This window comes from Flagellimonas sp. 2504JD1-5 (assembly GCF_053618295.1).
In genome coordinates this window covers 266572-292098 of record NZ_JBSIOU010000001.1, presented here as the reverse complement: position 1 = coordinate 292098, position 25527 = coordinate 266572, and the positions used below count along the sequence as shown (strand labels likewise).

General features: G+C 39.8%; 26 protein-coding genes. 14 read left to right on the top strand and 12 right to left on the bottom strand.

The genetic code is table 11. The features are described 5' to 3' along the window. The first annotated feature begins 102 nt into the window (after window positions 1–102). On the top strand, window positions 103–804 hold the full coding sequence (locus ACULLG_RS01260) for a zinc metallopeptidase (protein WP_452124950.1): 702 nt from the start codon (window positions 103–105) through the stop codon (window positions 802–804). Between the two features lie 53 nt (window positions 805–857). Here ACULLG_RS01260 and ACULLG_RS01255 read toward each other — a convergent pair whose 3' ends face one another. From ACULLG_RS01255 to ACULLG_RS01245, 3 genes are all read right to left on the bottom strand, one after another. Next, window positions 858–1775, bottom strand: a complete 918-nt coding sequence (locus ACULLG_RS01255; protein WP_452124949.1) for a lipid A-modifier LpxR family protein — start codon at window positions 1773–1775, stop codon at window positions 858–860. A gap of 6 nt (window positions 1776–1781) precedes the next feature. Beyond that, window positions 1782–2252, bottom strand: a complete 471-nt coding sequence (locus ACULLG_RS01250; protein ID WP_452124948.1) for an Lrp/AsnC ligand binding domain-containing protein — start codon at window positions 2250–2252, stop codon at window positions 1782–1784. Between the two features lie 199 nt (window positions 2253–2451). Then, window positions 2452–3825, bottom strand: coding sequence for a saccharopine dehydrogenase family protein (locus ACULLG_RS01245; RefSeq protein ID WP_452124947.1), 1374 nt, complete (start codon window positions 3823–3825; stop codon window positions 2452–2454). 80 nt (window positions 3826–3905) lie between these two features. On the opposite strand from ACULLG_RS01245, the gene ACULLG_RS01240 reads away from it, so the two are divergent. Continuing rightward, entirely contained in the window at window positions 3906–4298 is a 393-nt protein-coding gene (locus ACULLG_RS01240) for a DUF423 domain-containing protein (protein WP_452124946.1), read from the top strand. 62 nt (window positions 4299–4360) lie between these two features. After that, window positions 4361–5977, top strand: a complete 1617-nt coding sequence (gene pckA / locus ACULLG_RS01235) for a phosphoenolpyruvate carboxykinase (ATP) (RefSeq protein WP_452124945.1) — start codon at window positions 4361–4363, stop codon at window positions 5975–5977. A 55-nt stretch (window positions 5978–6032) separates the two neighbouring features. Here pckA and ACULLG_RS01230 read toward each other — a convergent pair whose 3' ends face one another. From ACULLG_RS01230 to ACULLG_RS01220, 3 genes are read right to left on the bottom strand one after another with little or no spacing between them, the layout of a single operon-like run. Beyond that, the gene (locus ACULLG_RS01230; protein ID WP_452124944.1) at window positions 6033–6776 is read right to left on the bottom strand and encodes a uroporphyrinogen-III synthase; all 744 of its coding nucleotides are present in this window, start codon (window positions 6774–6776) and stop codon (window positions 6033–6035) included. A gap of 6 nt (window positions 6777–6782) precedes the next feature. After that, the gene (locus ACULLG_RS01225; protein ID WP_452124943.1) at window positions 6783–7439 is read right to left on the bottom strand and encodes a DUF4271 domain-containing protein; all 657 of its coding nucleotides are present in this window, start codon (window positions 7437–7439) and stop codon (window positions 6783–6785) included. Then, window positions 7439–9094, bottom strand: coding sequence for an ArnT family glycosyltransferase (locus ACULLG_RS01220; RefSeq protein ID WP_452124942.1), 1656 nt, complete (start codon window positions 9092–9094; stop codon window positions 7439–7441). Before ACULLG_RS01220 ends, ACULLG_RS01225 begins: the two co-directional genes overlap by 1 nt. Window positions 9095–9216: 122 nt before the next feature. Between ACULLG_RS01220 and ACULLG_RS01215 the strand changes: the two genes are divergently transcribed. The 3 genes from ACULLG_RS01215 to ACULLG_RS01205 are packed head-to-tail and all read left to right on the top strand — an operon-like array spanning window position 9217 to window position 11711. Beyond that, on the top strand, window positions 9217–9945 hold the full coding sequence (locus ACULLG_RS01215) for a polyprenol monophosphomannose synthase (protein WP_452124941.1): 729 nt from the start codon (window positions 9217–9219) through the stop codon (window positions 9943–9945). A 2-nt stretch (window positions 9946–9947) separates the two neighbouring features. Next, entirely contained in the window at window positions 9948–11282 is a 1335-nt protein-coding gene (locus ACULLG_RS01210; protein WP_452124940.1) for a dihydroorotase, read from the top strand. 3 nt (window positions 11283–11285) lie between these two features. Next, window positions 11286–11711, top strand: coding sequence for a DUF4296 domain-containing protein (locus tag ACULLG_RS01205; protein ID WP_452124939.1), 426 nt, complete (start codon window positions 11286–11288; stop codon window positions 11709–11711). Here ACULLG_RS01205 and ACULLG_RS01200 read toward each other — a convergent pair. Next, window positions 11701–12699 (bottom strand): NAD-dependent epimerase/dehydratase family protein, encoded by a 999-nt coding sequence (locus ACULLG_RS01200; protein ID WP_452124938.1) that lies wholly within the window; start codon window positions 12697–12699, stop codon window positions 11701–11703. The two genes, ACULLG_RS01205 and ACULLG_RS01200, sit on opposite strands and share 11 nt — an antisense overlap. 84 nt (window positions 12700–12783) lie before the next feature. On the opposite strand from ACULLG_RS01200, the gene tyrS reads away from it, so the two are divergent. Continuing rightward, complete coding sequence (tyrS, locus tag ACULLG_RS01195; RefSeq protein WP_452126517.1) at window positions 12784–14079, top strand: tyrosine--tRNA ligase; 1296 nt, start codon at window positions 12784–12786, stop codon at window positions 14077–14079. Window positions 14080–14136: 57 nt separating this feature from the next. Next, window positions 14137–14520, top strand: a complete 384-nt coding sequence (locus ACULLG_RS01190) for a hypothetical protein (protein ID WP_452124937.1) — start codon at window positions 14137–14139, stop codon at window positions 14518–14520. On the opposite strand, the gene ACULLG_RS01185 is transcribed toward ACULLG_RS01190, so the two are convergent. The 5 genes from ACULLG_RS01185 to ACULLG_RS01165 all read right to left on the bottom strand — a co-directional run bounded on the left by ACULLG_RS01185 (window position 14517) and on the right by ACULLG_RS01165 (window position 20525). Further along, window positions 14517–15503 carry a LuxE/PaaK family acyltransferase gene (locus ACULLG_RS01185; RefSeq protein ID WP_452124936.1) on the bottom strand — a complete coding sequence of 329 codons (987 nt, stop codon included), beginning with the start codon at window positions 15501–15503 and terminating at the stop codon, window positions 14517–14519. The genes ACULLG_RS01190 and ACULLG_RS01185 overlap by 4 nt on opposite strands. A gap of 65 nt (window positions 15504–15568) precedes the next feature. Continuing rightward, window positions 15569–15892 carry a T9SS type A sorting domain-containing protein gene (locus ACULLG_RS01180; RefSeq protein ID WP_452124935.1) on the bottom strand — a complete coding sequence of 108 codons (324 nt, stop codon included), beginning with the start codon at window positions 15890–15892 and terminating at the stop codon, window positions 15569–15571. Between the two features lie 137 nt (window positions 15893–16029). Beyond that, on the bottom strand, window positions 16030–16338 hold the full coding sequence (locus ACULLG_RS01175) for a T9SS type A sorting domain-containing protein (protein ID WP_452124934.1): 309 nt from the start codon (window positions 16336–16338) through the stop codon (window positions 16030–16032). A 148-nt stretch (window positions 16339–16486) separates the two neighbouring features. Beyond that, window positions 16487–17677 (bottom strand): multidrug transporter, encoded by a 1191-nt coding sequence (locus ACULLG_RS01170; RefSeq protein WP_452124933.1) that lies wholly within the window; start codon window positions 17675–17677, stop codon window positions 16487–16489. Between the two features lie 22 nt (window positions 17678–17699). Beyond that, window positions 17700–20525 carry a TonB-dependent receptor domain-containing protein gene (locus ACULLG_RS01165; protein ID WP_452124932.1) on the bottom strand — a complete coding sequence of 942 codons (2826 nt, stop codon included), beginning with the start codon at window positions 20523–20525 and terminating at the stop codon, window positions 17700–17702. A 186-nt stretch (window positions 20526–20711) separates the two neighbouring features. Between ACULLG_RS01165 and ACULLG_RS01160 the strand changes: the two genes are divergently transcribed. The 6 genes from ACULLG_RS01160 (at window position 20712) to ACULLG_RS01135 (ending at window position 25527) form a co-directional block, all read left to right on the top strand. Then, window positions 20712–21398 carry a response regulator transcription factor gene (locus ACULLG_RS01160; RefSeq protein ID WP_452124931.1) on the top strand — a complete coding sequence of 229 codons (687 nt, stop codon included), beginning with the start codon at window positions 20712–20714 and terminating at the stop codon, window positions 21396–21398. After that, window positions 21398–22450, top strand: coding sequence for a sensor histidine kinase (locus ACULLG_RS01155; protein ID WP_452124930.1), 1053 nt, complete (start codon window positions 21398–21400; stop codon window positions 22448–22450). The genes ACULLG_RS01160 and ACULLG_RS01155 overlap by 1 nt, the downstream gene beginning before the upstream one ends. Before the next feature lie 73 nt (window positions 22451–22523). Then, window positions 22524–23192 carry a tRNA (guanosine(46)-N7)-methyltransferase TrmB gene (gene trmB, locus ACULLG_RS01150; protein WP_452124929.1) on the top strand — a complete coding sequence of 223 codons (669 nt, stop codon included), beginning with the start codon at window positions 22524–22526 and terminating at the stop codon, window positions 23190–23192. Window positions 23193–23195: 3 nt separating this feature from the next. Further along, entirely contained in the window at window positions 23196–23825 is a 630-nt protein-coding gene (locus ACULLG_RS01145) for a LysE family transporter (RefSeq protein WP_452124928.1), read from the top strand. Window position 23826: 1 nt separating this feature from the next. Further along, window positions 23827–24153 carry an MGMT family protein gene (locus tag ACULLG_RS01140; RefSeq protein ID WP_452124927.1) on the top strand — a complete coding sequence of 109 codons (327 nt, stop codon included), beginning with the start codon at window positions 23827–23829 and terminating at the stop codon, window positions 24151–24153. Window positions 24154–24387: 234 nt separating this feature from the next. Further along, on the top strand, window positions 24388–25527 hold the full coding sequence (locus ACULLG_RS01135) for an Mrp/NBP35 family ATP-binding protein (protein ID WP_452124926.1): 1140 nt from the start codon (window positions 24388–24390) through the stop codon (window positions 25525–25527).

The window sequence follows — 25527 nt, the reverse complement described above, 5'->3', positions numbered from 1 at the left end:
CACTGCTTTTATGTACAAATTGTCAGTAAAATTGCCTTTAATTACATTGGCGGGATTTTTGCAGTATTGTTGGTATATTTATAAGACTAAAACGAAACAGTTATGATGACATATTATATATTGATTGGTGGAATTGCACTGATCAGCTGGTTGGTAAGCAGCAGATTGAAAAGCAAGTTTAAACACTATTCCAAAGTACATCTCCGCAATGGGATGAGTGGTGCCGAAATTGCCCAAAAGATGCTCGATGACCATGGTATTCGGGATGTGAAAGTGATATCGACACCAGGAATGCTAACCGATCATTACAATCCAAAAAATAAAACGGTCAATCTTAGTGAAGGAGTATATAGCCAGCGCAATGCTTCTGCAGCAGCGGTTGCCGCCCACGAAGTGGGACATGCTGTACAACATGCGCAGGCTTATGAATGGCTGACCATGCGATCAAAATTGGTGCCTGTGGTAAGTGTGACCTCAGGAATGTCGACCTGGATAGTTTTTGGTGGAATTGCCTTAATGGCAGCAACTGGAGCTATGGGTGGAATTGGATTTTACATTGCGGTAGCCGGATTGATCATGATGGGGTTTGCTACGGTTTTCAGCTTTGTAACCTTGCCCGTTGAGTACGATGCCAGCAATCGAGCTTTAGCTTGGTTGAAACAAAAGAATATGGTAAGCCAAGAAGAATACGCAGGAGCCGAGGATGCTCTAAAATGGGCAGCTAGAACCTATTTGGTGGCAGCTCTGGGAGCTTTGGCCTCATTGTTATATTGGGCTTTTCAAGTTTTTGGAGGACGGGATTAAGAATTTTATTAAAATCAAATCAAGGCCCATTCATTTATGAATGGGCTTTTCTTTTACCAGCTAAAACCATAAGATAGTACTATATATGCATGCCCTTTGGAATTGGGAGTTTCTTTAGAATTATAACGCACCCCAAACCTATAATCATTCTTGTTAAAGCGATGGTTAAAATCGAAACCGAGTTTAAGGAGGTTTTTTGTGGTATTCCGCAAGACAGGTGAATTGTCTCCGAATAAATTACCCTCGATCAACCCATTGTAAAAAACTCGTTTGTAGGCAAATCTCAGGGCAAAATAAATCTCTCTTGAGTTGTTTCCCAACCTTTCAAAAGCAATGCTTTCACCAATGATGTTCCGTCTGCCAAAATGAATAACGGCCTCGGCCTCGGTATAAACATCCCGAGAACCCAAAGCCAAATTAGGATGGATTGCCAAGTTAATCCCGAACGGATTGGGTGAAATATTCCATTCCCTTATGTAGCTGAGATAAATATTGGCGTGAAAGCTGTCCGAAAGTTCATCTATCCAAATAGGAGAGTCGGAGATAACAATTGCCCTGTGATACCAACGCTGGAATCCACCAGCGCCAGAATTAATTCCGGCAATACCGAACAGGGCCAGAACCTTGAACAATTCTCTTTGAGCTGCCAAAGACCACGTGGTCTGAAGTCCAGAAAAACCAGCATAAGGTCGGTCAAACAGATCGGTGTTGGTGGATTGGGTTTGAGATGGGGTAAAAACTTCTTGTCCCAATCTAAACTTTAATTGTTCATTTGAACCGAAAATGCCCTTTGATAATATTTTTTGGTAAGAGATGAACAAGCCTGAGGAATAGTAGCGATCCGTCAAAACAAAAAAATCATTATCATGATGCACACGAAGCTGCTGGGAATATTTTTTCAGCTCATAATCTTGGCTTAGGGCGTCCATATGAAAAAACCACAGCAATACAGCGATTGGGAGAAATTTCATATGTGGTTAGATGGAAATCTGACGATCTATTTGTTGATGTAAGGAAATAAAAGTCTCGGTTCGGGAAACCCCTTCAATTTGTTGAATACGTTTGTTTAGTACATGCATCAAATGCTCGTTGTCCTTGCATAATACCTTAATTAAGATAGACCAATTGCCGGTAGTGTAATGACATTCCAACACTTCCGGAATTTTTTCAAGTTGTTTCACTGCCTGGGGATTGGACATCGCTTTGTCCAAGAAAATTCCGATATAGGCCATGGTGGTATACCCTAATACCTTTGGATTGATAATAAACTTTGACCCGGATAACAAACCCGAATTTTCCAATTTCCGAAGACGCTGGTGAATGGCCGCACCTGAGATTCCGATGTTTCGGGCAATTTCAAGGATGGGCCTACGGGCATCTTCCATCAAGAACCTGAGTATCTTTTTGTCGATTCCGTCGATTTTCACCGAACTGTTAGCATTTTTCATATTTAAACTTGAAAATTGAAGCTAAAGGTACCGAAAAACTATAAAAGTGAATTTTCTTTGAGGTTAAATAAGATTATATATCGAAATGTCACTTCGAGATGTCATCCTGAGCACAGTCGAAGACGCATCGAGAAGTTTTATGCTATTGCCTCTTTGAATAGGTCTCGACTGCGCTCGACCTGATATGATACTTAAAGTCCTAATTTCCTATAGAATCTGGATTATAACCCAAATAAGGCACTGAATGCTCTTTAAAAGTAATCCCATATGCTTTTAACTCTGCAAGAATCGGTTCATAGACCTCTTTGCTAATGGGGATTTGCACTCCTGGAGAAGTAATTTTTTTGTTCAGTATTTGAAGCGTTGCCATCGCAACCGGTAATCCCACGGTTTTGGCCATGGCCGTATGGCTTTGGTTTTCGCCCAGTACCACCATATTGGCATCAATTTGTTTTTTTTGCCCATCTATTTCGTAACCAAACTTGTGGTACATTACAATCATATCCTTTTCGTCTTTTTCCAAAGTCCAGCTGTCCTCAAGAATGTATTGGAGCATTTTGGCAGGTGTAGCATTCGGTATGGGAATCTTTTTGTTGGGATTAAAAAGGTCAAGTTCCAACAACTTGCCCCACCGAATATCATCTTGGTCTATCTTAAGATAGTGTCTCAATTTCAATTCAACAGAATCCGTGGGAGAGTAGGGTAAAAACAGGTTCACAAAATCGCGATATGACATTCCCTCGGAATTTTCAATGGTATAACTATCATCGGTCATGCCTAACATTACGAATACATGCCAGGCCTTTGAAAATCCTACTCTTCTCATTGTTCCGCGATACAAGGTCAATGCATCTTGAAGTCCATAGGCATCAGTATATTTTAAAGAATCTCGGTTAGCATAGACCTCAAAAGAGCCGTAGCCTTCAATATCAACTAGTTCCGTTCTACGAAAAAGCTTCTGGTAAGGAATATATTTATAGGTGCCTTCCTGGATAAATTTGGCGGCCCCACCCTGTCCGGCCAAGACCACATTTCTCGGATTCCAGGTAAACTTATAATTCCACAGATTGGAGTCATTGACAGGAGCAACCAACCCGCCGGTGAAGGATTCAAAAAGCAGCATTTTTCCGCCTTTTGCACGGATTCGGTCAATAATTTCCATGGCGCTCATATGGTCAATACCAGGATCCAGGCCAATCTCGTTCATAAAAACAAGACCATTTTTTTTGGCTTCATTATCAAGTGCTTCAATTTCCTTGCTAACATAGGACGCCGTGACCAAATGCTTTTTAAAATGAATGCAATCCTCCGCAATCTTAATATGCAATCGAGGTGGAAGCATGGAAACCACAATGGACGAAGATTTGATCAAGGTTCTTCTTTCTTCATCATTAAAAATGTCCAACACTACAACATTGCAATTGGGATGCGAGGAAATATCCTGGGAAATATTTTCTGGCTGGAGATCTCCAATAACCATCTGAAGATTTTCCTTTTCAGAATTTTCAAGGATGTAATCCAACAAATAGGAAGTGGATTTTCCTGCACCAAGAACCAAAATAGTACGAACCATTGCGTTTTATTTACTTTTGATTAAAACGGACACTAAAGTATCAAATTGTTATATTTCTAAAAATATTAGAATACAAAGTTATGAACAAAACAATTCTAGTAACGGCAACTGTATTTGGGTTAACGGGTATTATGTTGGGGGCATTTGGAGCTCATGGCCTTGAGAAAATTGTTGATCAGGCTTCGGTTGCATCTTTTGAAACAGGTGTTCGTTATCAAATGTACCATGCACTTTTTCTACTGTTTTTGGGAATTTGGGATGGATTGGATGCCAAACCACGAAAATTGGTTTTCCGATTGATCTGGATTGGAACCGTTTTATTTTCTTTTTCAATCTACTTGTTGTCATTAAATGAGCTTACCTCGATTGATTTTCGAAAAATTGGATTTATAACCCCATTGGGTGGTAGTATCTTAATTGTTGGTTGGGCTTTGCTCGGCTACCACATTTTAGCCAAAAAATCAGATAATTAAGGAATATTTTAAGGTGGAACTAGCTAGATTTTCTAGCTTTGCACCAACTTAAAATTAATTAAATGAGTACGCCTAACTCAACTGCGAAATCGATTTCGTTAAAACCTTACGGAATCAATCACGACCGTATACATTATCAGCTGTCATCCGACGATTTACATCGGATTACCATTGAAAAAGAAATGGGAAAAGAAGCCTCATCAGGTGCTTTGGCCGTCAACACGGGCGAGTTTACCGGACGATCTCCCATGGATCGCTTTATTGTAAAGGATGAAATAACTGAGGATAAGGTATGGTGGGGGAATATTAATATTCCTTTTGAGACCCAAAAGTTTGACAAATTGTACGACAAGGTTATCGCCTACCTTAATGAAAAAGAACTGTTTGTTCGTGATTGCTACGCATGTGCCGAGGCAGATTACAAATTGAACATTAGGGTGGTTAATGAATACCCTTGGTCCAATATGTTCGCGAACAATATGTTTATTCGGCCAACAGAACAAGAACTATCCGATTTTGAACCAGAATGGACGGTGATAAATGCACCGGAATTTATGGCAGATGCGGCGATAGATGGAACGCGTCAACACAATTTTGCAATCTTGAATTTCTCAAGGAAAATTGCGTTGGTTGGTGGTACGGGATACACAGGCGAGATTAAAAAAGGAATTTTTTCGGCACTTAACTTTATCCTTCCCGTCTATAAAAATACATTGCCCATGCATTGTTCGGCCAATATTGGGGAAGAAGGTGATACCGCCATTTTCTTTGGCCTTTCTGGGACTGGGAAAACCACCCTATCAACTGATCCAAACCGCAAATTGATCGGAGATGATGAGCATGGATGGACTGCAGATAATTCGGTTTTCAACTTTGAAGGAGGTTGCTACGCCAAGGTTATAGATCTATCCAAAGAAAAAGAGCCTGAAATTTATGGAGCTATTAAAAAGGGCGCTATCCTTGAGAATGTGATTATGGATGAAAATGGCGATGTTGATTTTGCCGATACTTCCATAACCCAGAATACCAGGGTTAGCTATCCAATCCATCATATTGAAAACATTCAGATTCCTTCCATAGGTAAAAATGTGAAGAATATCTTTTTCCTGACCGCTGATGCATTTGGTGTACTGCCTCCAATTTCTAAATTGACACCAGCACAAGCAGCGTACCATTTTATTTCTGGGTACACAGCAAAGGTGGCGGGCACAGAAGCCGGAGTTGTAGAACCACAACCATCATTTTCAGCCTGTTTTGGTGCTCCGTTTATGCCCTTGCATCCTGCCTCCTATGCGGAGATGTTGAGCAAAAAAATGCAAGAATCTGGGGTTGACGTTTGGTTGATCAACACGGGATGGACCGGAGGACCTTATGGTGTAGGTAAGCGAATGGAATTAAAGTATACCCGTGCAATGATCAGTGCAGCTTTAAGTGGCGAACTGGGGTTGTACAATTACGATAATTATCACATTCATTCAGTATTTGGGGTTGCACAACCAAGAGAGTGTCCAGGTGTGCCAACAAGTGTGCTGAGTCCAAGAGCTACTTGGAATGATGATGAGGCGTACTATACCACAGCTTTTAAGCTGACCAATGCGTTTCGGGAAAACTTTAAAAAGTATGAGGCCTACGCCAGTGAAGAAATTAGGCGGGGCGGTCCACAACGATATGCTTTCTAATACAAAAGGCCCGATTCTTTGAATCGGGCCTTTTTTGTTTTATTTTAATACAAACTTATTTGTTTACGCTTGTAATATATTTCTGCAAAGCCATGGTCATTGATGGCGTTTCGGGAGTCGGCGCTTGAATATCTATTCGCAGACCTGCTTCTGTGGCAGCTTTTACCGTACTGTTTCCAAAAACAGCGATTCTGGTTTCGTTCTGTTTGAAATCAGGAAAATTCTTCAGTAAGGACTCAATTCCTGATGGACTAAAAAACACTAAAACATCGTAATAGACATTTCTTAGGTCGGACAGATCACTGATCACAGTTTTGTAAAATATTCCACGTTTCCAATCTACCTGAAGCTCATCCAAAGCCTGGGGCACTGTTACCTTGAGCGTATCGGATGAAGGCAACAAGAACTTTTCATCCTTATATTTTTTAATAAGAGGAACCAACTCATTGAAGGTTCGCTTACCAACATAAATCTTACGTTTACGATACACTACATATTTTTGAAGGTAGTAGGCTACCGCTTCAGATTGGCAGAAATACTTCATGGAATCTGGAACCTTGAAGCGCATTTCCTCTGCAATCCTAAAAAAATGATCTACAGAATTTCTGCTGGTAAGAATTATGGCGGTAAAATTGTTAAGGTCAATTTTTTGCTGCCTTACATTTTTGGCTTGAACTCCTTCAACATGAATAAAAGGTCTAAAATCTACTTTTACCTTCTCTTTTTCAATCAATCGTGAATAAGGGGAATTTTCGATTTTAGGTTCAGGTTGGGAAACCAAAATTGTCTTTACTTTCATAAGCTTTCAATCTTTTAGATAGGTTCCAACTATCACTAAGGGTGCAATTTCGAGTGTGCAAAGGTACAAAATAAAATAGAATATATTGGGGACAATTGCTTTTTGATAGTTCTTCAATAGCTTGATAAAACCTATGGCATTTATGAAAACAATTAAGACAAATGCAACATAAAATACAATTTTCGAGTGATTGGCAATGTAAACGAGAATCACATTGGCCGCAAACATGACCAGACTGCTATAGTTTAGGTAGGAAGTTTTGTTAAAAAGGATTTCTGCTATGAGTGCTTGAGTGTTAAATATGTAACCTTTTGTTAGTTGAAGCAGCAACTTGAGCAATTGGAAAAGTACCACACCGCCCATGATAACAAAAAATGAGAGCAATTGGGTATCCTCACCAAGCCCTAAAAATGTATTCACGGCCAAAAAAAGGAACAATGAAAAATTCACCAACTGAAACAAGGTCAACAAAATATGGAACCAGTTTAGTAATCGACCCTTTTTGCTATGCAAGACCACATACTTGTTGTTGAAAGGGAGGATGATAAAATTTAAAAACCGATTCTGAAAAAGGTATTTTCCCAAAGCCAAAACAACCATGCTTAGGAAAAGGACGATGGTCATCCAATCTAAAGAATTCACTACCTTAAAAATGGGGTCCATTAGTCAAGTTTAATTGGTTTGCCATTAAGTCCTGGAAGTAAGCCATTCTCTGATATTCCAATTCTAAAATACCCCGGATTTTCCATAGTTGGCTCAGGTAATTTAACCCTATAATACGCAGTATCCTTTGGCTTCAATATGAATTGGCCCTCTTTTAGAGGTTTTACCTTGATGGGTATTAGTTGTTTTACCTGTTTGTACTTATTGGAATAGGCCACTTTGTAATCTAACCTGTCCAACGGAATATCAAATGCATAGGGATTGTAAACCTTCAATATATGCGCGGTTGAATCGCTAGATAGTTCTACTGAACACTGCAATTTACGGTAGGATTGAAAATCATCCATAAAGACCCCATAAAAAACAGTACTATCTGGGTAGGCATAGGAAATGTCGCCACTTTTTCGATATTTGGTGACATACAAGATTCTTTTGGCCCTCACACGTTCTTCGGAATCGTCTATCGAATATTGATTTTTACGTTCTCCCCAAACGTTATTAAAGGAAAAGGAATTGCCGGAATAAAACTGATACATTGATGCACTTCGATACGAATTTTCAAAAACAATAGGAGCTCCTTCAGCTTTTGACTGTAATGTTTTCACCCACTGTTTATTTCCATGGGTTTCAAATAACAAGGGAAGCAAAGGTTGATGTACGAGCCAGGCCCTTGCATACAATAAGACCACCAAACTGACGAGCCCCATGCGGTACATCCACTTCCTGCTTTTGGCATTTTCCAAGAGATGGTTAAAGGCCAGCACGGCCACGGGAATTGAAATTACAATGATCCATTGTGTTTGCACCCGTCGGTTAAAACTTGAAATGAAAAAGAAAATAAGTACCCCGAAGGAGAGATACTTTAGTGCTTTTACAAACTTATCGGATGATTTGGCTTTGATCAATGACAAATAAACCCAGTAAAAGAGCAATCCAAAAATCGCCACTAGATTAATAAAGTATCCCAATGTGAACTTTTCAAAGGAATACGCTTGGTTGGGTCTTTCAAAAAGGTGATACTTGATTGACACAAAATCATGCTCATATAGCCATATGAAATGAGGGGCATAGCATATCAACGCTACTATCACGGCCAACCAGGCTTTGCCATTCCCAATCAATTTAAAATTGGAGACAAACACAAACAAAATGACCAATACAGCATGGTATTTACTGTACATTAAAGCAGCCATGACCATTCCCAAAAAAACTGAAACCAAGACGGTGGGACGCTGCAAAAACAGCTTGTACAACCAAAGGAACAAGGCAGTAAAGAACAACAGGGGTGTATCTGGCAAGGTTAAAAAACCATAGGCGTTCATCAAGGTCATTGAGAACAGCAACAGGAAAAAATGAACGACGTAGTCCTTCTTTTTAGGATCGTCAATAAGAAGCCATAAAACAACATAAGTCGCCACAGAAAGTATGCAGCTCATAAATCGAACCCCTAGTTCCCCATCAAAAAAAAGACTGCTCAATTTTATCAAAAAAGCCACCATTGGCGGATGGTCAAAATAACCCCAATCCAATTGCTGAGCGTAATACCAATAATAGGCTTCGTCAAATATGAGCTCTGTAAAATGGCTCTGTACAAGATTAAGAACAAAAAGACCGGCCAGAAGAATAAGAAAAAGTCTGGGAAACTTTTGGGTCATTAAATGGGATTTTAGATGGCGCAAAGTTACAAATATTGAATTACCGTAGAATGATTTAAGCATGTATCCACATAGATTAGCAAAACAGAAAACCGTATTTTAGCGCTTCTAATCTTTAGCGAATGGCAGACGGCCTGGTGATCATACCCACTTTCAATGAAATTGAGAACATTGAAGCCATTATTAAAACAGTTTTTGATTTAAAGAAGGACTTTCATGTTTTGGTGGTGGATGATAATTCACCAGATGGTACAGCCGAGAATGTTCGAAAGTTACAAGAACAGTTCGCAGACCGACTTTTTTTAGAGGTTAGAAAAGAAAAATCTGGTCTGGGCACTGCATACATTCACGGATTTAAATGGGCGCTGGAGCGAGATTACGAATATATCTTTGAAATGGATGCCGATTTTTCGCATCGACCGGCCGATTTATCCCGATTACATCGTGCCTGTTTAAATGGAGCCGATGTAGCGGTAGGATCTAGATACAAAAAGGGGGTCAATGTGGTAAACTGGCCCTTGTTCAGGATATTGTTGTCCTATGGAGCTTCATTTTATGTAAAGATTATAACAGGAATGCGCGTGCATGATCCAACGGCAGGTTTTGTATGTTATCATAGAAAAGTTTTGGAAGCGATAAATTTGGATGCCGTGCGTTTCATTGGCTATGCCTTTCAAATTGAAATGAAATACCGAGCCTACCTTAAAGGTTTCCGAATCGATGAGGTTTCCATCATTTTTACGGATAGAATCAATGGGAAATCCAAGATGAATTCTGCCATTATCCGTGAAGCCATATTTGGCGTGATTGCCATGAAATTTAGAAGTATATTTTTCAAAAAGAGTTTTTAAGAATGCCGAAGACCTTATTAAAGAATGCCACTGTTGTAAATGAGAACAAGATTTTTGAAACCGATGTGCTGATTGATGGTGATTTAATTACGAGGTTGGATGGGGACATTTCCGATGCCAATGCAAAAACCATTGATCTCGAGGGAAATCTTTTGCTCCCGGGAATAATCGACGACCAAGTGCATTTTAGGGAGCCAGGACTTACCCATAAGGGTAATATTGCTTCCGAAAGTAGGGCTGCCATTGCCGGAGGCATCACCTCTTTTATGGAACAACCCAATACAAATCCGCAGACAACGACCATAGAAAAGTTGGAGGAAAAGTTTTCCATTGCCTCAAAGGACTCCTATGCGAACTATTCGTTTTTGTTCGGGGGAACCAATGACAATCTGGAAGAACTCAAAAGGTTGGATAAAAATGCATGCTCAGGAGTGAAGTTGTTTCTAGGTTCTTCGACCGGAAATATGTTGGTGGATAATGAAGAGGTGTTGGAAAAAATCTTTAGCAATACCGAAATGGTCATCTCCACACATTGCGAAGACGAATCTACCATAAGGGCCAATATGGCGAAGTACGAAGCAAAATATGGCGATAATATCCCGATAGAACTACATCCTATTATCCGAAGTGAGGAGGCCTGCTATATTTCCTCATCAAAAGCAATAACCCTGGCCAAGAAAACAGGAGCAAGATTGCATGTTTTTCATGTTTCAACTGGAATAGAAACGGATTTGTTCACAAACAAGATTCCGTTGGAAGAAAAAAAGATTACCTCCGAAGTATGCATCCACCACCTTTGGTTTTCTGATGAGGATTATGCGGAAAAAGGGACATTGATTAAATGGAACCCCGCTGTAAAAACAGCACAGGACAGGGAAAAGCTTTGGGAAGCACTTCTGGACGACAGAATTGATGTGGTTGCCACCGACCATGCACCACATACTTTAGAGGAAAAGGACAATCCCTACACCAAAGCACCTTCGGGCGGCCCGCTGGTACAGCACGCATTATTGGCGATGCTGCAAAAAGAACAAGAAGGGAAGATTGGGCTAGAGAAGATTGTTGAAAAAATGTGCCATAACCCGGCTAAACTGTTTGATCTGGATAGAAGAGGTTTTATAAGGGAAGGATATTACGCCGATTTGGTCCAAGTGAAACGAAACACCCAAAATGAAGTTAAAAAAGTCAATATTTTCTATAAATGTGGGTGGTCGCCCTTTGAAGGCGTTACCTTTGGGTCAGAAGTGGCCCGTACTTTTGTGAACGGTCATTTGGCCTATGAACTTGGAAATTTTTCCGGTGAAAAACATGCAAAACGACTCACTTTTAATAGATAAGAGATGAAACGGGGTATTTTGTTCTTTATGGCTTTAGTATTCTTTTCCTGCAATGAAAAAGTTGTGGAAGAACCTGAAAACCTTATTCCAAAGGAAAAAATGGTCACTATATTGCATGATTTGGCGCTGCTCAACGCCACCAAATCATCCTATAAGGCAGCCTTGGAGCTACATGAGATCAAAATTATGGACTTTCTTTACGAAAAACACGGTATTGACAGCACTCAGTTTGCGCAGAGCGACTTGTATTATGCGTCACAACCTCTCCAATACCAGTCCATTTATGAAAAAGTAGAGGCATTACTGGAGAAAAAATCGTCCGATTTGGAGCAAATTGCCCAGAAACGAAACGATAGTGTTCGAAAAGCCCAGGAAAAGAAAAGGGATTCCACAGTAGAAGCGGCAAAGGACAAAAATACTACACCTTAAACTTTTCGCAACAAAATTGAATGGCATCATCCAAAGCTTCAAATTCAAAATTGAGGGTTTTTTGGATTTTTTCGCTGCTGTAAGTTTCCTGATGATATAATCCCTTTACCACATTTTTGGTTAGCTTTCTTCTTTTCCCCATCCAATTGCTACGCAGCCAATCCACTCTCCACAGTATTTCCAACAACCAAAATGGAATGGATTTAGTGGGCGCCTGTACATTGAGTTTTGAAGCTATTTTTTGAAAAAGCTCTCTGAAAGTAAGGTTTTCACTTACCAAAATAAATCGTTCCCTTTTAACATCGGAATGCATTAATGAAATCATGGCGCTGGTCACATCGTTTATGGAAACAAAGCCTGTTCCTCCTGGGAAATACTTTTTCTTCTCTTTGGCCACATACTTGAAAAAGGTACCACTGCCCGAATGCCAAAAACCGGGACCAAGAACAACCCCAGGATTCACAACTACAACGGAAAGTCCTTCTTGCGACCCACGCCAAACTTCGAGTTCTGCATCGTGTTTGGTCAGCCCATAAACCGAAACATGAGTATCGCTCCATTCGTTGTCCTCCGTTTTAATTTGTGCATTGGTGCTAGGGCCGATTGCCGCTATGGAACTTACATAACAAAGTTTTTTGATTTTGTTTTCCAAGCAAAGGTTTACAATGTTTGCGGTGCCTTCAATATTGGTTTTCACAAGGGCTTGGTAATCTTTTGGACTAAAGGAGATGAGTGCGGCACAGTGGTAGACATATTCTATATCCTCAAATAATGGCATTAATGAGCTGATATCCGAAATATCTGCTTTAACCCAGCTTATTTTTCCAAATAGAACCTCGGGCTCATCGGAATAATAGCCGAAAATTTCCAAAACTTTGTTGATGGAATCCTTCTTGCGATAGCAAGCTTTTATATTTTCTCCATTTTTTGCCAGGTGAAACAACAAATGCGAACCAACAAGTCCAGTGCCTCCAGTTACCAAAATCATTGGATAAAAGTACCCAATTGTATTGGAATTATTCAGCGATGTAATAACTTCATTTTATATTTGCAGCTATTCTAAAAGATTTTGATAGTGAAGAATTTTGTTCAAGAGCTACAGTGGAGGGGAATGGTTCATGATGTTATGCCGGGCGCAGAGGAACATCTTATGGAAGGAATGCAGGCAGCCTATGTGGGAATTGACCCGACTGCCGATTCGTTGCACATTGGACATTTGGTAAGTGTAATGATGCTTAGACATTTTCAATTGGCAGGGCACAAACCTTTTGCCTTGGTAGGTGGTGCAACCGGAATGATCGGCGATCCTTCAGGAAAATCTGCAGAACGTAATCTTTTGGATGAAAAAACACTTCGACATAACCAAGAAGCCATAAAAGCGCAACTGAGTCGATTTCTGGATTTTGAAAGTGAAGAACCGAATGCAGCAATACTGGTGAACAATTATGATTGGATGAAGGATTTTTCCTTTCTCGATTTTATTCGGGATGTGGGAAAACATATCACTGTCAATTATATGATGGCCAAAGACTCTGTAAAAAAGCGACTTTCTTCGGATGCCAAAGAAGGGATGTCGTTTACCGAATTTACCTACCAATTGGTGCAGGGGTATGATTTTTTACATCTCTATCAAAACCACAATTGCACATTGCAAATGGGAGGAAGTGATCAATGGGGAAATATTACCACCGGGACTGAACTTATTCGAAGAATAGGTGGAGGTAAAGGCTTTGCCCTGACCTGTCCCTTGATTACCAAGGCCGATGGCACAAAATTTGGCAAAACCGAAGGTGGCAATGTTTGGTTGGATGCTGAGCGTACATCTCCGTATAAATTTTACCAATATTGGTTGAACACTTCGGACGAGGATGCGGAAAAGTATATAAAAATTTTCACTTTTTTGACCCAGCAAGAGATAGAAGGGTTGGTGGCCGAGCACAATGAAGCGCCGCATTTAAGATTATTGCAAAAGCGACTTGCCGAAGAAATAACCACCATGGTACATTCCAAAACTGATTTGGAGAATGCCATCAAAGCCAGTAATATTTTGTTTGGAAAGTCCACTTCAGATGACTTGAAGCAATTGGACGAGAAAACCTTTTTGGATGTTTTTGAGGGTGTTCCGCAAGCCCAAGTATCAAAAGATGATTTTGAGAACGGCTTGGACATGATTGGTGCTTTGGCCGCCAAAACTGGTTTTTTGGGCTCCAATGGAGAGGCGCGAAGGGAATTAAAACAAAATTCCATTTCGGTGAACAAACAAAAGGTAAAAGAGGACTACCAGATTACGAGCACGGACCTCATTAACGATAAGTACGTTTTACTGCAAAGGGGAAAGAAGAATTACTTTGTTTTGATTGTGGAATAGCAAACGCAACTTTTGACTCAAATTTTCGTCTACAAATAGAATCAATTTCATATTAAAATGAAGAAAGCCATTTTCTTTTTAGCAACTCTTTTGGTGTTTGTTGGATGCTCTTCCGATGATGAAATCGAAAATCCTGAATTGAATCAAACCTGGGTGCTGAACAATGTCATCTGTTTTTGTTTTTTTGGGGACGATTTTGATTTTAGTACGCACAAAATAACATTCAACAGCTCTGAAAAAACAGTGACCATAGAAAATTCTGTGGATAATCCCTTTATAGCCCCCGCAGGAACATATTCGTATTCAGATAATGGGGAGGTTATCGAAATTGAAGGAAAACAATATACTTACGACTTTAAAGAAAATTCGTTGAATCTACATTTTGTTGATGAGCCTTTGATCGCAGATGACGAAATCACATATTACTATCTCAAGAATTAAAGCGCCATTAGATTACATCCTCGAATGTCGGAATGGTCAAAACGGCCTAATACTTCGAAAGTTCCATCAGGATACGTCTTGCCCAAGTCTTGCGTGGCAATAAAAGAACAGGAGTTTACATTGGCCAAATCGATGATGTTGATTCCCCCAGTTTTTCCATGAGATTGCATTCCAAGGGGATCTTCGGTATCTCGAGTTATGATTTGCATCCACGGAGGACATTCAAATAGACCATTCCCTTTTGAGTATGCCTGAGACAACAATTCGGTCATGCCATATTCTGAGTGGATATTTTGTACGTTGAATGCGCTTTTTAGGATGAGGTGAAGCTCTTCACGAATAAGTTCTTTTCTTTTGCCTTTCATTCCCCCAGTTTCCATCAGGATTACATTTTCCAAGGACATCGGAAATTGTTCGGCCAAATCCAGTAGGGCAAAAGAAACACCAATCAATAAGGTTTTTGTTTTTTCGGCCCGAAGCTGTGCAAGTTTACCCTTTAATTCGTCAAGATTATTCAGATAAAAACCACTTTGAGGGTTTTTCGAATTCTGAATCATATCATTCACCATATAGATCAAGGAGGAACCCTCGCGCTCCAAATAAGAAGGTAATAAGGCTAAAATGCAGTAGTTTTCAACATGGCCATAGAAATGGACAAATCCTTGGCGAAAACTTTGTTGGTATAGGCCGATGTCGGTCACAAAATGTTTACTGGTATTGCTGGAGGTGGTACCGCTACTTTCAAAAATAGCAACAGGCTTGTTTTGTGATGATATTACATCGTGGGTTTTAAAAAATGCAATCGGCAGAAATGGAATATCAGGTATAGTCTTAACATTTTCAGGAGTTCTTTTCAGAAGATTACAGTAGGTTTTATAAACGGGATTGTTTGTATACTGAAAGTGAAAAACTTCCAGTGCCAAAGTTTCAAATTGGAGTCTTGAGGATATTGAAAAAATGTCTTGAATACGTTTCTTGTCCATGCCCGGATAAAAGTACCCAAAAATAAAAAGGCCCTTCCGAGGAAAGGCCTTTTTTACAGCAATTTTTATTTGACGACCAGTTTCCTGGTCATGGTTTTTTTCTGTTCCGTTACTTGGAGTACGTACACCCCAGGAACCAATCTTGATATATTTAAGGTATTGGTGGAAATTTTGTCTGTCAACACTACTTCACCAAAAACATCATATATTTTGATTTCCTTGGCTCCGTTGGAAGCGGTGGTCACGTATACCTCATCTCCATACGCAGGGTTAGGGTACATCTTAAACCCCTTAAGTTCTTGTTTTTGTTCAGTATTGACACTGACCAATTCTTGACCGAAAGTGAAAAAAGGTAACGCCATAATGAATATAAAGTAGATTATCTTCATAAATGCTGATTTGGGGTATAGCAAAATAAAAATAGACAAACTTGTCTTTTTGGACTACAAAATGTTGTGAAACAAAGAATTATGTATGTAAAGGTGTGAAAGTTGGTGTTTTACCCAAAATATGGTGAGGAAAGTAACTACTTGACAATAAGCTTTCTGGTAGCAACCTTATTGTTCTCAAAAACACGGAGAATATAGACTCCTTTATCCAGATTGGAAAGGTTGAGCTCTTTGCCCAATATGGTGGTTTGCAGTACTTGGGTTCCAAGGACATCAAAAATTAAAATTTGTTTTGGTGCATTGAGATTGGTCTCGATATAGACCTTACCATAAGTAACCGGATTGGGATACAACTTAAATCCGCCAATATCTGCATTCTTCTGGGCATTTTGGGAAAAAGCCAGAGAACAGATACTAAAGAAAAAGACGAAGTAAAGTTGCTTCATAAAAGATTTGGTTGCAAAGGTTATGCCACAAATATAATTAATTTGCAGACTGAGAGGACTTTAGAGGCGGAAAAAAGCTACACTTTTCGATGAACGGTAAAAGAAAAGCCCCGCATTGCAGGGCTTTCTTTGCTGAATTGTTTTTTCTTTAGTTAATGCCTCTGGCCCATCCAGCACCCCATGTGGCAATATCAGTTCCTGTTCCGTTTCCAACTCCTGAAATAACATCTGCCTCAATAAAAGCTGCTCCGGTGTCATTTTTCAAGGTAGTGGTCACATTGTTGAAGGTCACATCAATTATGTTTGAATCATCTGCCACAACACCTGCTCCGGTATCAGCATCGTCCAAATCAAACCCTTCATCAAAATCATTGATTACAATATTGGTAAACGTGAATCTAGTTCCTGCTCTAAGTCGGATCGCTTCATCATTATCATCTATGCCATCTCCAACAATGGTCACGTTAGTAACTGTTGGAGCAGAAAAATATCCAGCCTCATCGCTAAAATCCGTGTTGAATCCATCACATTCAAAAGCTTTGTCATGTGAAGTTCCGTGTTGAACATAAACATCTGTCAATGAACCTGTAAAGCCTTCCGTCCAGTCGATAGAATCATCTTCAGCATTTACTACGACCAAATGGCTTGCGTTTACGGTTCCTCCAAAAAATTCGAAACCATCATCGGATCCTTCAAAAATTTGTACGTAGTCAATGGTGGTTCCTGTTCCGACCCCATAAACGGAAAGACCGTTCAACTCTGCATTTCCATCGATGGCCCCACCGGCATATTCGATTCTTACATATTCTACATTTCCAGAATTGTCGGTTGGAATGTTTCCTCCAAAACCTAACGCCCCGACTTCTGAAGTAGCAATATCGTCCGAACCATCAGGGGTTGAGTTGATAGGAGCTCTTCCGCAAAGTACCAAACCTCCCCAGTCACCTGAAGAAGGAGTAGTCGCGTTGGAAGTAAAAATAATGGGTTCGCTAGCAGAACCAACAGCATTGATTCTTGCGCCTTGCTGAATGGCGATATAGGCATTTACACCAATAGACTCGGCCTTAATGGTCATTCCAGCAGGAATAGTCAATGTAGTACCCTCTGCCATCAAAACTGGTCCGGTGACAATATATTCGATATCGGAATCCAAAGTAAGGTTTTCAGTGTACAACCCATTTAGGTTAACTGTAGTCTCAGTAGGTTCGCCTCCGCCACCAGTTGAATTATTGGTAGTGGTAACACTGTTGTCGTTGATGACAATGTCTGAGGTATCGTCACTTTCACAAGCAATAAACAATGCAGCGGCTATACCTAAAAATAAAAACTTGTTTTTCATTTCTGTTTAAGTTTAAAAAAAATTAAAATTTATATTTAAGGGTTAGCCCAATGTTAACCCCAAGGTTATACTCTCTTATAATGATGTTTCCAAGATCCGTTCCCTCACGAACGAGCGTGACATTGGGATCTAGGATGTTTTTTGCTGATAGATTAGCTTCAAAATGTTCGCCGAAGGAGTTCTTCCAAACAAAATTCAATGTGGGAACGGCTTTTTCGACAATGTTGCCCAAGCTTCCGGAACCCAATGAAAAGATGCGATCGGAGAAATAAGAAAAAGCCACCGTTGCCTTTGGCTTGTAATTACCAAACACAGGACTATAATTGACATCGGCATTGATAACAAAAGGCGAAGCCCCTTCCAACTCATCTGAATCACGATCAAAAGCAGTTCCGAAGGTGTTTTCCGTTCCACCAGGGATATCTTTAAGATCTTGTTCGGTATGGGTATAAGCAGCGTTCAGACCTACCGATACAATGGCATTGTCATCAGCATCAGTGTAAAGGTTTTTCCTGACCTCCAATTCTGCACCAAAAATATCGGCTTGATCACCTGTTCTAAAGTAACGTTGAGTACCAGTTGCATCGGCAGCAACAACTCTGTTCACAGGATCTTTAATGGTCTTTGCAAAAGCTGCAATGGAGATGATCTCACCACGTTCCAAAAACCACTCATATTTTATGTCATAGTTGAATATGTCTGAATATGTTGGACCATTTCCATTCAATCCACCCAAAAGATCAGGGTTACCACCGACTCTTTGGGTTACGGATTCGTATACAAAAGGTGCAACTTCCTTAAATTCTGGAAAAGAGGCTGTTTTACTGAATCCAAACCTGAGGTTTGAGTTCTCCGTCAGGGCATAGCGAACATTTAAACTTGGTAAGAATATGTTTTCATAAACATTTCTGAATCCAGGATCAACCGCACTGATGTTTATGACATCGTATTCCACCTTTTGGCTATAGGATTCTAATCGAATTCCAGGAACAAGTCCCAATTTTTCCCCCAGGCCGATTTCGGCAGCGGCATGGATTGCATGAACATTCAAATTACCTTTATAGGTGTTTTCTGGAAGACCAGGCCTATTTCGGTTTCCGATTTCGTTATTGATAGGATTCAATACAAGCAAATCCCAAAGCCCTTCACCATCGGGAATATTGATGTTAGTGACATCAAAAATGGTGTTGAAGTTGTTTACGTCTGTAATCGGTGTATTGTCCCTATCCTGAATTTCATATCCGTAACGGATACTGTTGAATCGCCTTTCTTTTCTTCTACCATTATATCCAAAGTTGAACTTGACCTTTTCCGTAACTTGATAACCCAGATTTACAAAGCTGTTGAGCTCATCGTCTTCAATGCTTTGGAAAAAACGTTGGTTGTCAAACGGAATATTCGTGTAGAAAACAGGGTTGGTAGAATCATCATTATCCAGAGCTAACTGATAATTCTCTAAAGTGATTCTCTTTCTATCCGGCTCATCAGAAAACACTTTGTTGAATCCTGTTCCCCAATCCAAAGAAAGTTTTTCATTAAAAATATGCTGTCCTGTCAATTGGTTGACAAAAATCATATCTTGGTTAAACTGGACATTCATTACATAAAAGCCTTCATCGGTAATGATGATTGCGTCTCGGTTGGTTCCTTGCCCATTAATACCATAATACCCCACGGCATCTGAAGAACTGTTGATAAAGAGCGAACTGTACTTTAGTTTGTGCTCATTGTTGATTTTATAAGTGATGTTTCCCAAAGCTGTAGTGGTGGTGCTATAATTAAACTCTTGCACATTCGGGAAATCTACCTTCAAAACATTGGTAAAGTCACGTGCCGGGCCTTCCAATAACTCATATCCATTGTCAAAGCTTGCCGCTCCGAAGAAACTCAACCTAGAATTGTCATTGTTGAAGTTGAACGAATATCCTCCTTCAATTGCTCCGGAAATATTGATGGGATTCCATGCTTCTTGAGGATCAACACCATGGGAAAGTACAATAGCAAAGGGGTCGTTATCGTATCTATTATAAAACCCAAAATTGCTTGGTCCCTCACTTCTGAAAAAATCTTCCCCTGAAGCATTACTGTTGAAACCACTTCCCAACGAAATTTCCAAATAACCGTTGCCAGTATATTCTTTGGAATCGATATTGACATTACCGGCAGCGAAATCTCCATAAAAAGATGGATTATAAGCTTTGCTTACGGCCACATTTTCTATAATGCTGGAAGAAAATAGATCAAGATCTATGTTTTTCTTGTTTACATCATTTGAAGGAAGTGACAAACCGTTCATGGTTGTATTTTGGTATCTATCTCCAAGCCCTCTTACATATACGTTGCTTGATCCCTGTTGTTTGGATATTCCTGAGATTTGGGCCACTGCCGAAGCAGCATCGTCTATACCTTTTAATGTAAGTGCTTCTGCGCTGATGGCTTCTTGAATAACAAGCGCATTTTTCTGTTGGAGTAATAATGCTATTTCCGAATCCTTTCTAGCCGAAGTTGTAACAACAACTTCATCCAATCCAAAACTACTGGCGCCCAACCCAGCATTTATTTCGGTAACTTTCCCCAATTCGACAATTACATTGGGGACTTCCAATGTTTCATAACCCAAAAAGCTAATGACCAAAGTATAGGTTCCAGGTTCAACATCTGTGATTTCGAACAATCCGTCAAAATCTGAGGTTGTTCCTTGTGTGGTACCTTTAATCAAAACATTGGCAAAAGGAAGCGGGTCGTTGTTAAGCTCCTTATCGGTCAACTTACCCACAATACTGCCATTTTCTTGCGTAAAACTAGTTATGGTAAATAGGGAAAAGACAAGTATTAAATAAATTTTCATCAGTATTCTGTTGGATTTTGAATTCGCCGCAAAGAACGATACGGGTTGTAAAAGCGATGTTACCGACAGGTTAAGAGTTTATTTGAAAACTGTTACAATAACGTTAGGACATTAAATCAACGTTAAGCATTAACATGGTTATAGTATTATCTTTACTTTTGGGTTACCAATAGTTAAAAATCAGCTATGGATACTAAGGATATTAAGATTTTACTTGTTGATGATGAGCCCGATATTCTGGAGATTGTGAGCTACAATTTGTCAGCGGAGGGATATCAGGTTTACACGGCTAAAAATGGGGTGGAAGGTGTCGCTAAAGCCAAAAAGAAAACCCCGCACTTAATCATTTTGGATGTGATGATGCCAGAAATGGATGGCATAGAAGCTTGCGAGATTATTAGGAATACTTCAGGACTTGAAAACACAATCATCACATTTTTAACTGCACGGGGAGAGGATTATTCGCAAGTTGCGGGCTTTGATGCTGGCGCCGATGATTACATCACCAAGCCAATAAAACCAAAAGTGCTTGTGAGCAAGGTAAAGGCTTTGCTTAGAAGGTTAAAAGAAGAAAGGAAAGAAGCCGAAGAAATCATAAAAGTCGGCAACATTATAATTAATAGGGAGGAGTACAAGATCATCAATAAAGGAGAAGAAATTGTACTACCTAGAAAAGAATTTGAACTACTTTCACTGCTCACTTCCAAACCAAACAAAGTATTTAAAAGAGAGGTGATCATGGACAAGGTTTGGGGCAACGAAGTTGTTGTGGGGGGGCGCACCATAGATGTGCATATTAGAAAGCTACGTGAAAAAATTGGGGATGACAATTTTAAAACAGTTAAGGGCGTAGGGTACAAGTTTGTCCTATAATGGCAGTTCGTGTAAGGAAATCCTACAAGTTTGCCTTAAGGTCATCCCTGCTGATCACCATCATACTTACGGCACTACTGGCACTTTTTCTCAATTCAATTGGTCAATTGGATTGGTTGGTTGTGGGTCTTGATTCGTTGATAAGCTTTGTGGTCTGTTTTATCATAATTCAGATTAGGGTAGAACAATTTATATATAGAAGGGTCAAGAAAATATATGATGATGTCTCGCTTCTCGAATCCTCTTCGTTTTCTTCCAAACCCATTACCACTGATATGAAGACCTTGATTCAGGAAATTGAAAAATTTGCTGAAGGAAAGAAGATTGAAATAGACACCCTTAAAATACGGGAAGAATATAGAAAAGACTTTTTAGGGAATGTTTCCCACGAACTTAAAACCCCATTGTTTACCGTTCAAGGTTACATCCTAACATTGTTGGACGGTGCAATGAACGATAAAAAAATTAGGGAAAAATATTTGAACAGGGCCAACAAAGGGGTTGAACGGCTTATCTATATTGTAAAAGACCTTGATTTGATTACCAAGTTAGAGGTTGGAGAGTTAAAACTGGAACGGGAAGATTTTGATATTATTGAATTGATTCAAAATGTGTTTGATTTATTGGAAATGAAGGCTGCCAAAAAAGATGTAGCACTTACTTTCGATATGGAATATGAACCGATCTACGTCAATGCCGATAAAGAAAAAATTCAGCAGTTGGTCAGCAACCTATTGGTGAATTCCATAAAATATGGTCATTCAAACGGAACCACTGAAGTGAGTGTTGAAAATTTAATCAAGAATAAGGTGATCATTAGGGTCACCGATAACGGATACGGAATACCGAAACAACATATTCCAAGACTTTTTGAGCGATTTTTCCGGGTAGACCAAAGTGGAAGCCGAAGTGAGGGAGGCTCAGGGCTGGGTCTATCCATAGTCAAGCATATTATTGAGGCCCATGATGAAAAAATTTATGTAGAAAGCCAGGAAGGGATAGGTTCAGAATTTTCATTCACCCTGGAGAAAGCAATCAAGAATTCTTCATAGACATCATACAAAAATTGCTTCTGGATTTCCTTAGTTTTGCCGAGACATTAAATTTTTGCTCAATTCAAATTAGGTGGGAAGTAAAAACAAGCTTAAGCGATTTAAGGAGAACGAAACATTTGCCAATGTGATCCAGCCCAAAAGGGATGAAATAATTTCGGGATTTGGACTCAAGGGAAAATGGAACACCTTTTTTAAGAACGATCAACCTATTGTATTGGAATTGGGCTGTGGCAAGGGTGAGTACACCGTTGGCCTTGGGAAACGAAATCCCGATAAAAATTATATCGGAATTGATATAAAAGGCGCCCGTTTTTGGAGGGGAGCGAAATCGGCTCAAGAAGAAAACCTTGGAAATGTGTCCTTTTTACGTACACAAATTGAGTTGATAGACCTTTTGTTTGATGAAAATGAAGTGGGTGAAATTTGGATTACGTTTCCAGACCCCCAGATCAAATACAAAAGAACCAAACATAGACTCACAAATCCGGTATTTCTAAAGAAATACAAACAGATTTTAAAACCAAAGGGAATTGTACACTTAAAAACAGACAGCGAATTTATGCATGGCTACACCCTTGGACTTTTACAAGGTGAAGGACACGAAATAATATATTCCAATCACGATGTTTACAAAAATGCCGGCAGCCCTTCAGAAGTTTTGGAAATCCAGACATTTTATGAAAATCAGTATCTTGATCAGGGAAAACCAATTACCTATATCCAGTTTAGGATCAACTAACCAATGACGCACGTACTTATACTTTTCTTTGCCACGTTTTCGGCTGCATTTATGGCAACGGTGCCTCCAGGATTGCTGAATATGAATGCCGCAAAAACCAGTGTTGAAAAAGGAAAACTGAATGGTGTCATTTTCAGCTTGGGTGTCTCTTCCATGATTATGATCCAAGCCTACATTGCGGTGCTTATTTCCAAATTTTTATACCGAAATCCAGATGTGATCGATTTGTTATTGAAGATTGCGTTGGTGGTGTTCGCTTTTTTTGCAGTGTATTTTTTTATTGTGGCCAAACGAAACAAAAAAAAGAACCTGCAAGAAGTTGGGGTAAGTAAAAAAAATAGTTTTTTCAAAGGAATGCTGCTGGCTGCTGTAAATCTCCTTACCATACCTTATTATAGTGGGCTTAATGCCATGTGGAACGAGGCAGGATGGATCAAATTTGAAGCATGGGACATTACAACTTTCGTTTTGGCGGCAGGTGCCGGCACATTTTCCGTGCTATATCTCTACACCTTTTATTTTAATAAGCTAGAGACCAAGACGAATCGATTCTCCAAAAACTCCAATTACATTTTAAGCGCTTTAATGCTGGTGCTTTTGGTCATTACTTTGATTCGTATTTTCTATAAATGATATGGAAGAAAAGAACTTTTTCGAAAAAGTCTACGAAGTGGCCAAACTGATTCCCTTTGGGAAGGTGACTTCGTACGGTGCCATTGCCAAATACTTGGGAGCTGCGCGAAGTGCTCGAATGGTTGGTTGGGCCATGAACAATTCGGCTGCTAAGGAAGTTCCTGCCCATCGAGTGGTGAATAGAAAAGGAGTACTCACCGGGAAGCACCATTTTGATGGGACAAGCTTGATGCAACAACTATTGGAAAACGAAGGTATTGAAGTAGAAGACAATCAAATTGTCGATTTGCAAAAACATTTTTGGGATCCTGGGAAAGAATTACTTTGAGGTTAACAATAAATAATGCTCAATGAACAATTTACAATGAGCAATAACTGCCAGCCCAATACCTTAAACCCTTTTTCCTTGCACCCTTAACCCAATCACCTTTCATCTTTCAATAATAGTAATACCCAATCCCATCATCTTCATTTTCAATACCCAAACTTCTCAATGTAGGCGGCATGCCGTATCTTTGTAATTTAGAATAAGTTTAAACGACTGCAAATAAAAATAGGATTGATGAAGCTGAACAAGGCAGATATTCTCAAAGCATTGGAAAACATTTCCGCTCCAGGTGAAGGACAGAATTTGGTGGAGAGTGGTGCGGTAACCAATGTGCAAGTATTTGGTGATGAAGTTGAAGTGGATGTTACCATAAAAAACCCAAGCCTCCAGGCTAGAAAGAAAACCGAGGTCGAGATTTTAAAGATTATTCATAAAGAAGTCTACCAAAAGGCTAAGATAAAGATCAACCTAAAAGTTGACGCGCCAGCTAAACCGAAGGTGAACCAAATTAAGGGAAATCCGATACCTGGAATTCAAAATATAATCGCGGTAGCTTCTGGAAAAGGAGGAGTAGGAAAGTCTACTGTTACCGCAAACTTGGCAGTAACATTGGCAAAAATGGGCTTTAAAGTAGGCTTATTGGATACCGATATCTACGGGCCTTCAATGCCAATTATGTTTGATGTTGCTTTGGAAAAGCCATTATCGGTCAACGTAAACGGTAAATCCAAGATGAAACCAGTAGAAAACTATGGAGTTAAGCTGCTTTCCATTGGATTTTTTACCCAGCCCAATCAAGCCGTGATTTGGAGAGGACCTATGGCATCCAAAGCGTTGAATCAGATGATTTTTGACGCGCATTGGGGCGAATTGGACTTTCTTTTGCTGGATTTACCTCCGGGAACAGGGGATATCCACCTAAGTATAATGCAGTCCATGCCGGTTACCGGTGCCGTTGTGGTAAGTACCCCTCAAGAAATTGCACTTGCCGACGCACGAAAAGGAGTGGCAATGTTCCAACAAGAAGCCATTAGTGTACCTGTGTTGGGAATTATTGAGAATATGGCCTATTTCACTCCGGCTGAGCTGCCTAACAACAAATACCATATCTTTGGAAAAGATGGTGCTAAAAACCTCGCGGAAGATTTGGACACCCCATTTTTAGGTGAAATTCCGTTGGTGCAAAGTATCCGGGAAGCAGGAGATGTGGGTAGACCTGCGGCATTACAAACTGCAACGCCAATTGAAGAGGCATTTGAAGAATTGACCAAGAACGTAGTTCAAGAATTGGTAAAAAGAAATACAGACCTACCACCTACAGAGGCGATTAAAATTACAACAATGGCAGGTTGTGCTGCCGTTAAAAAGAAATGA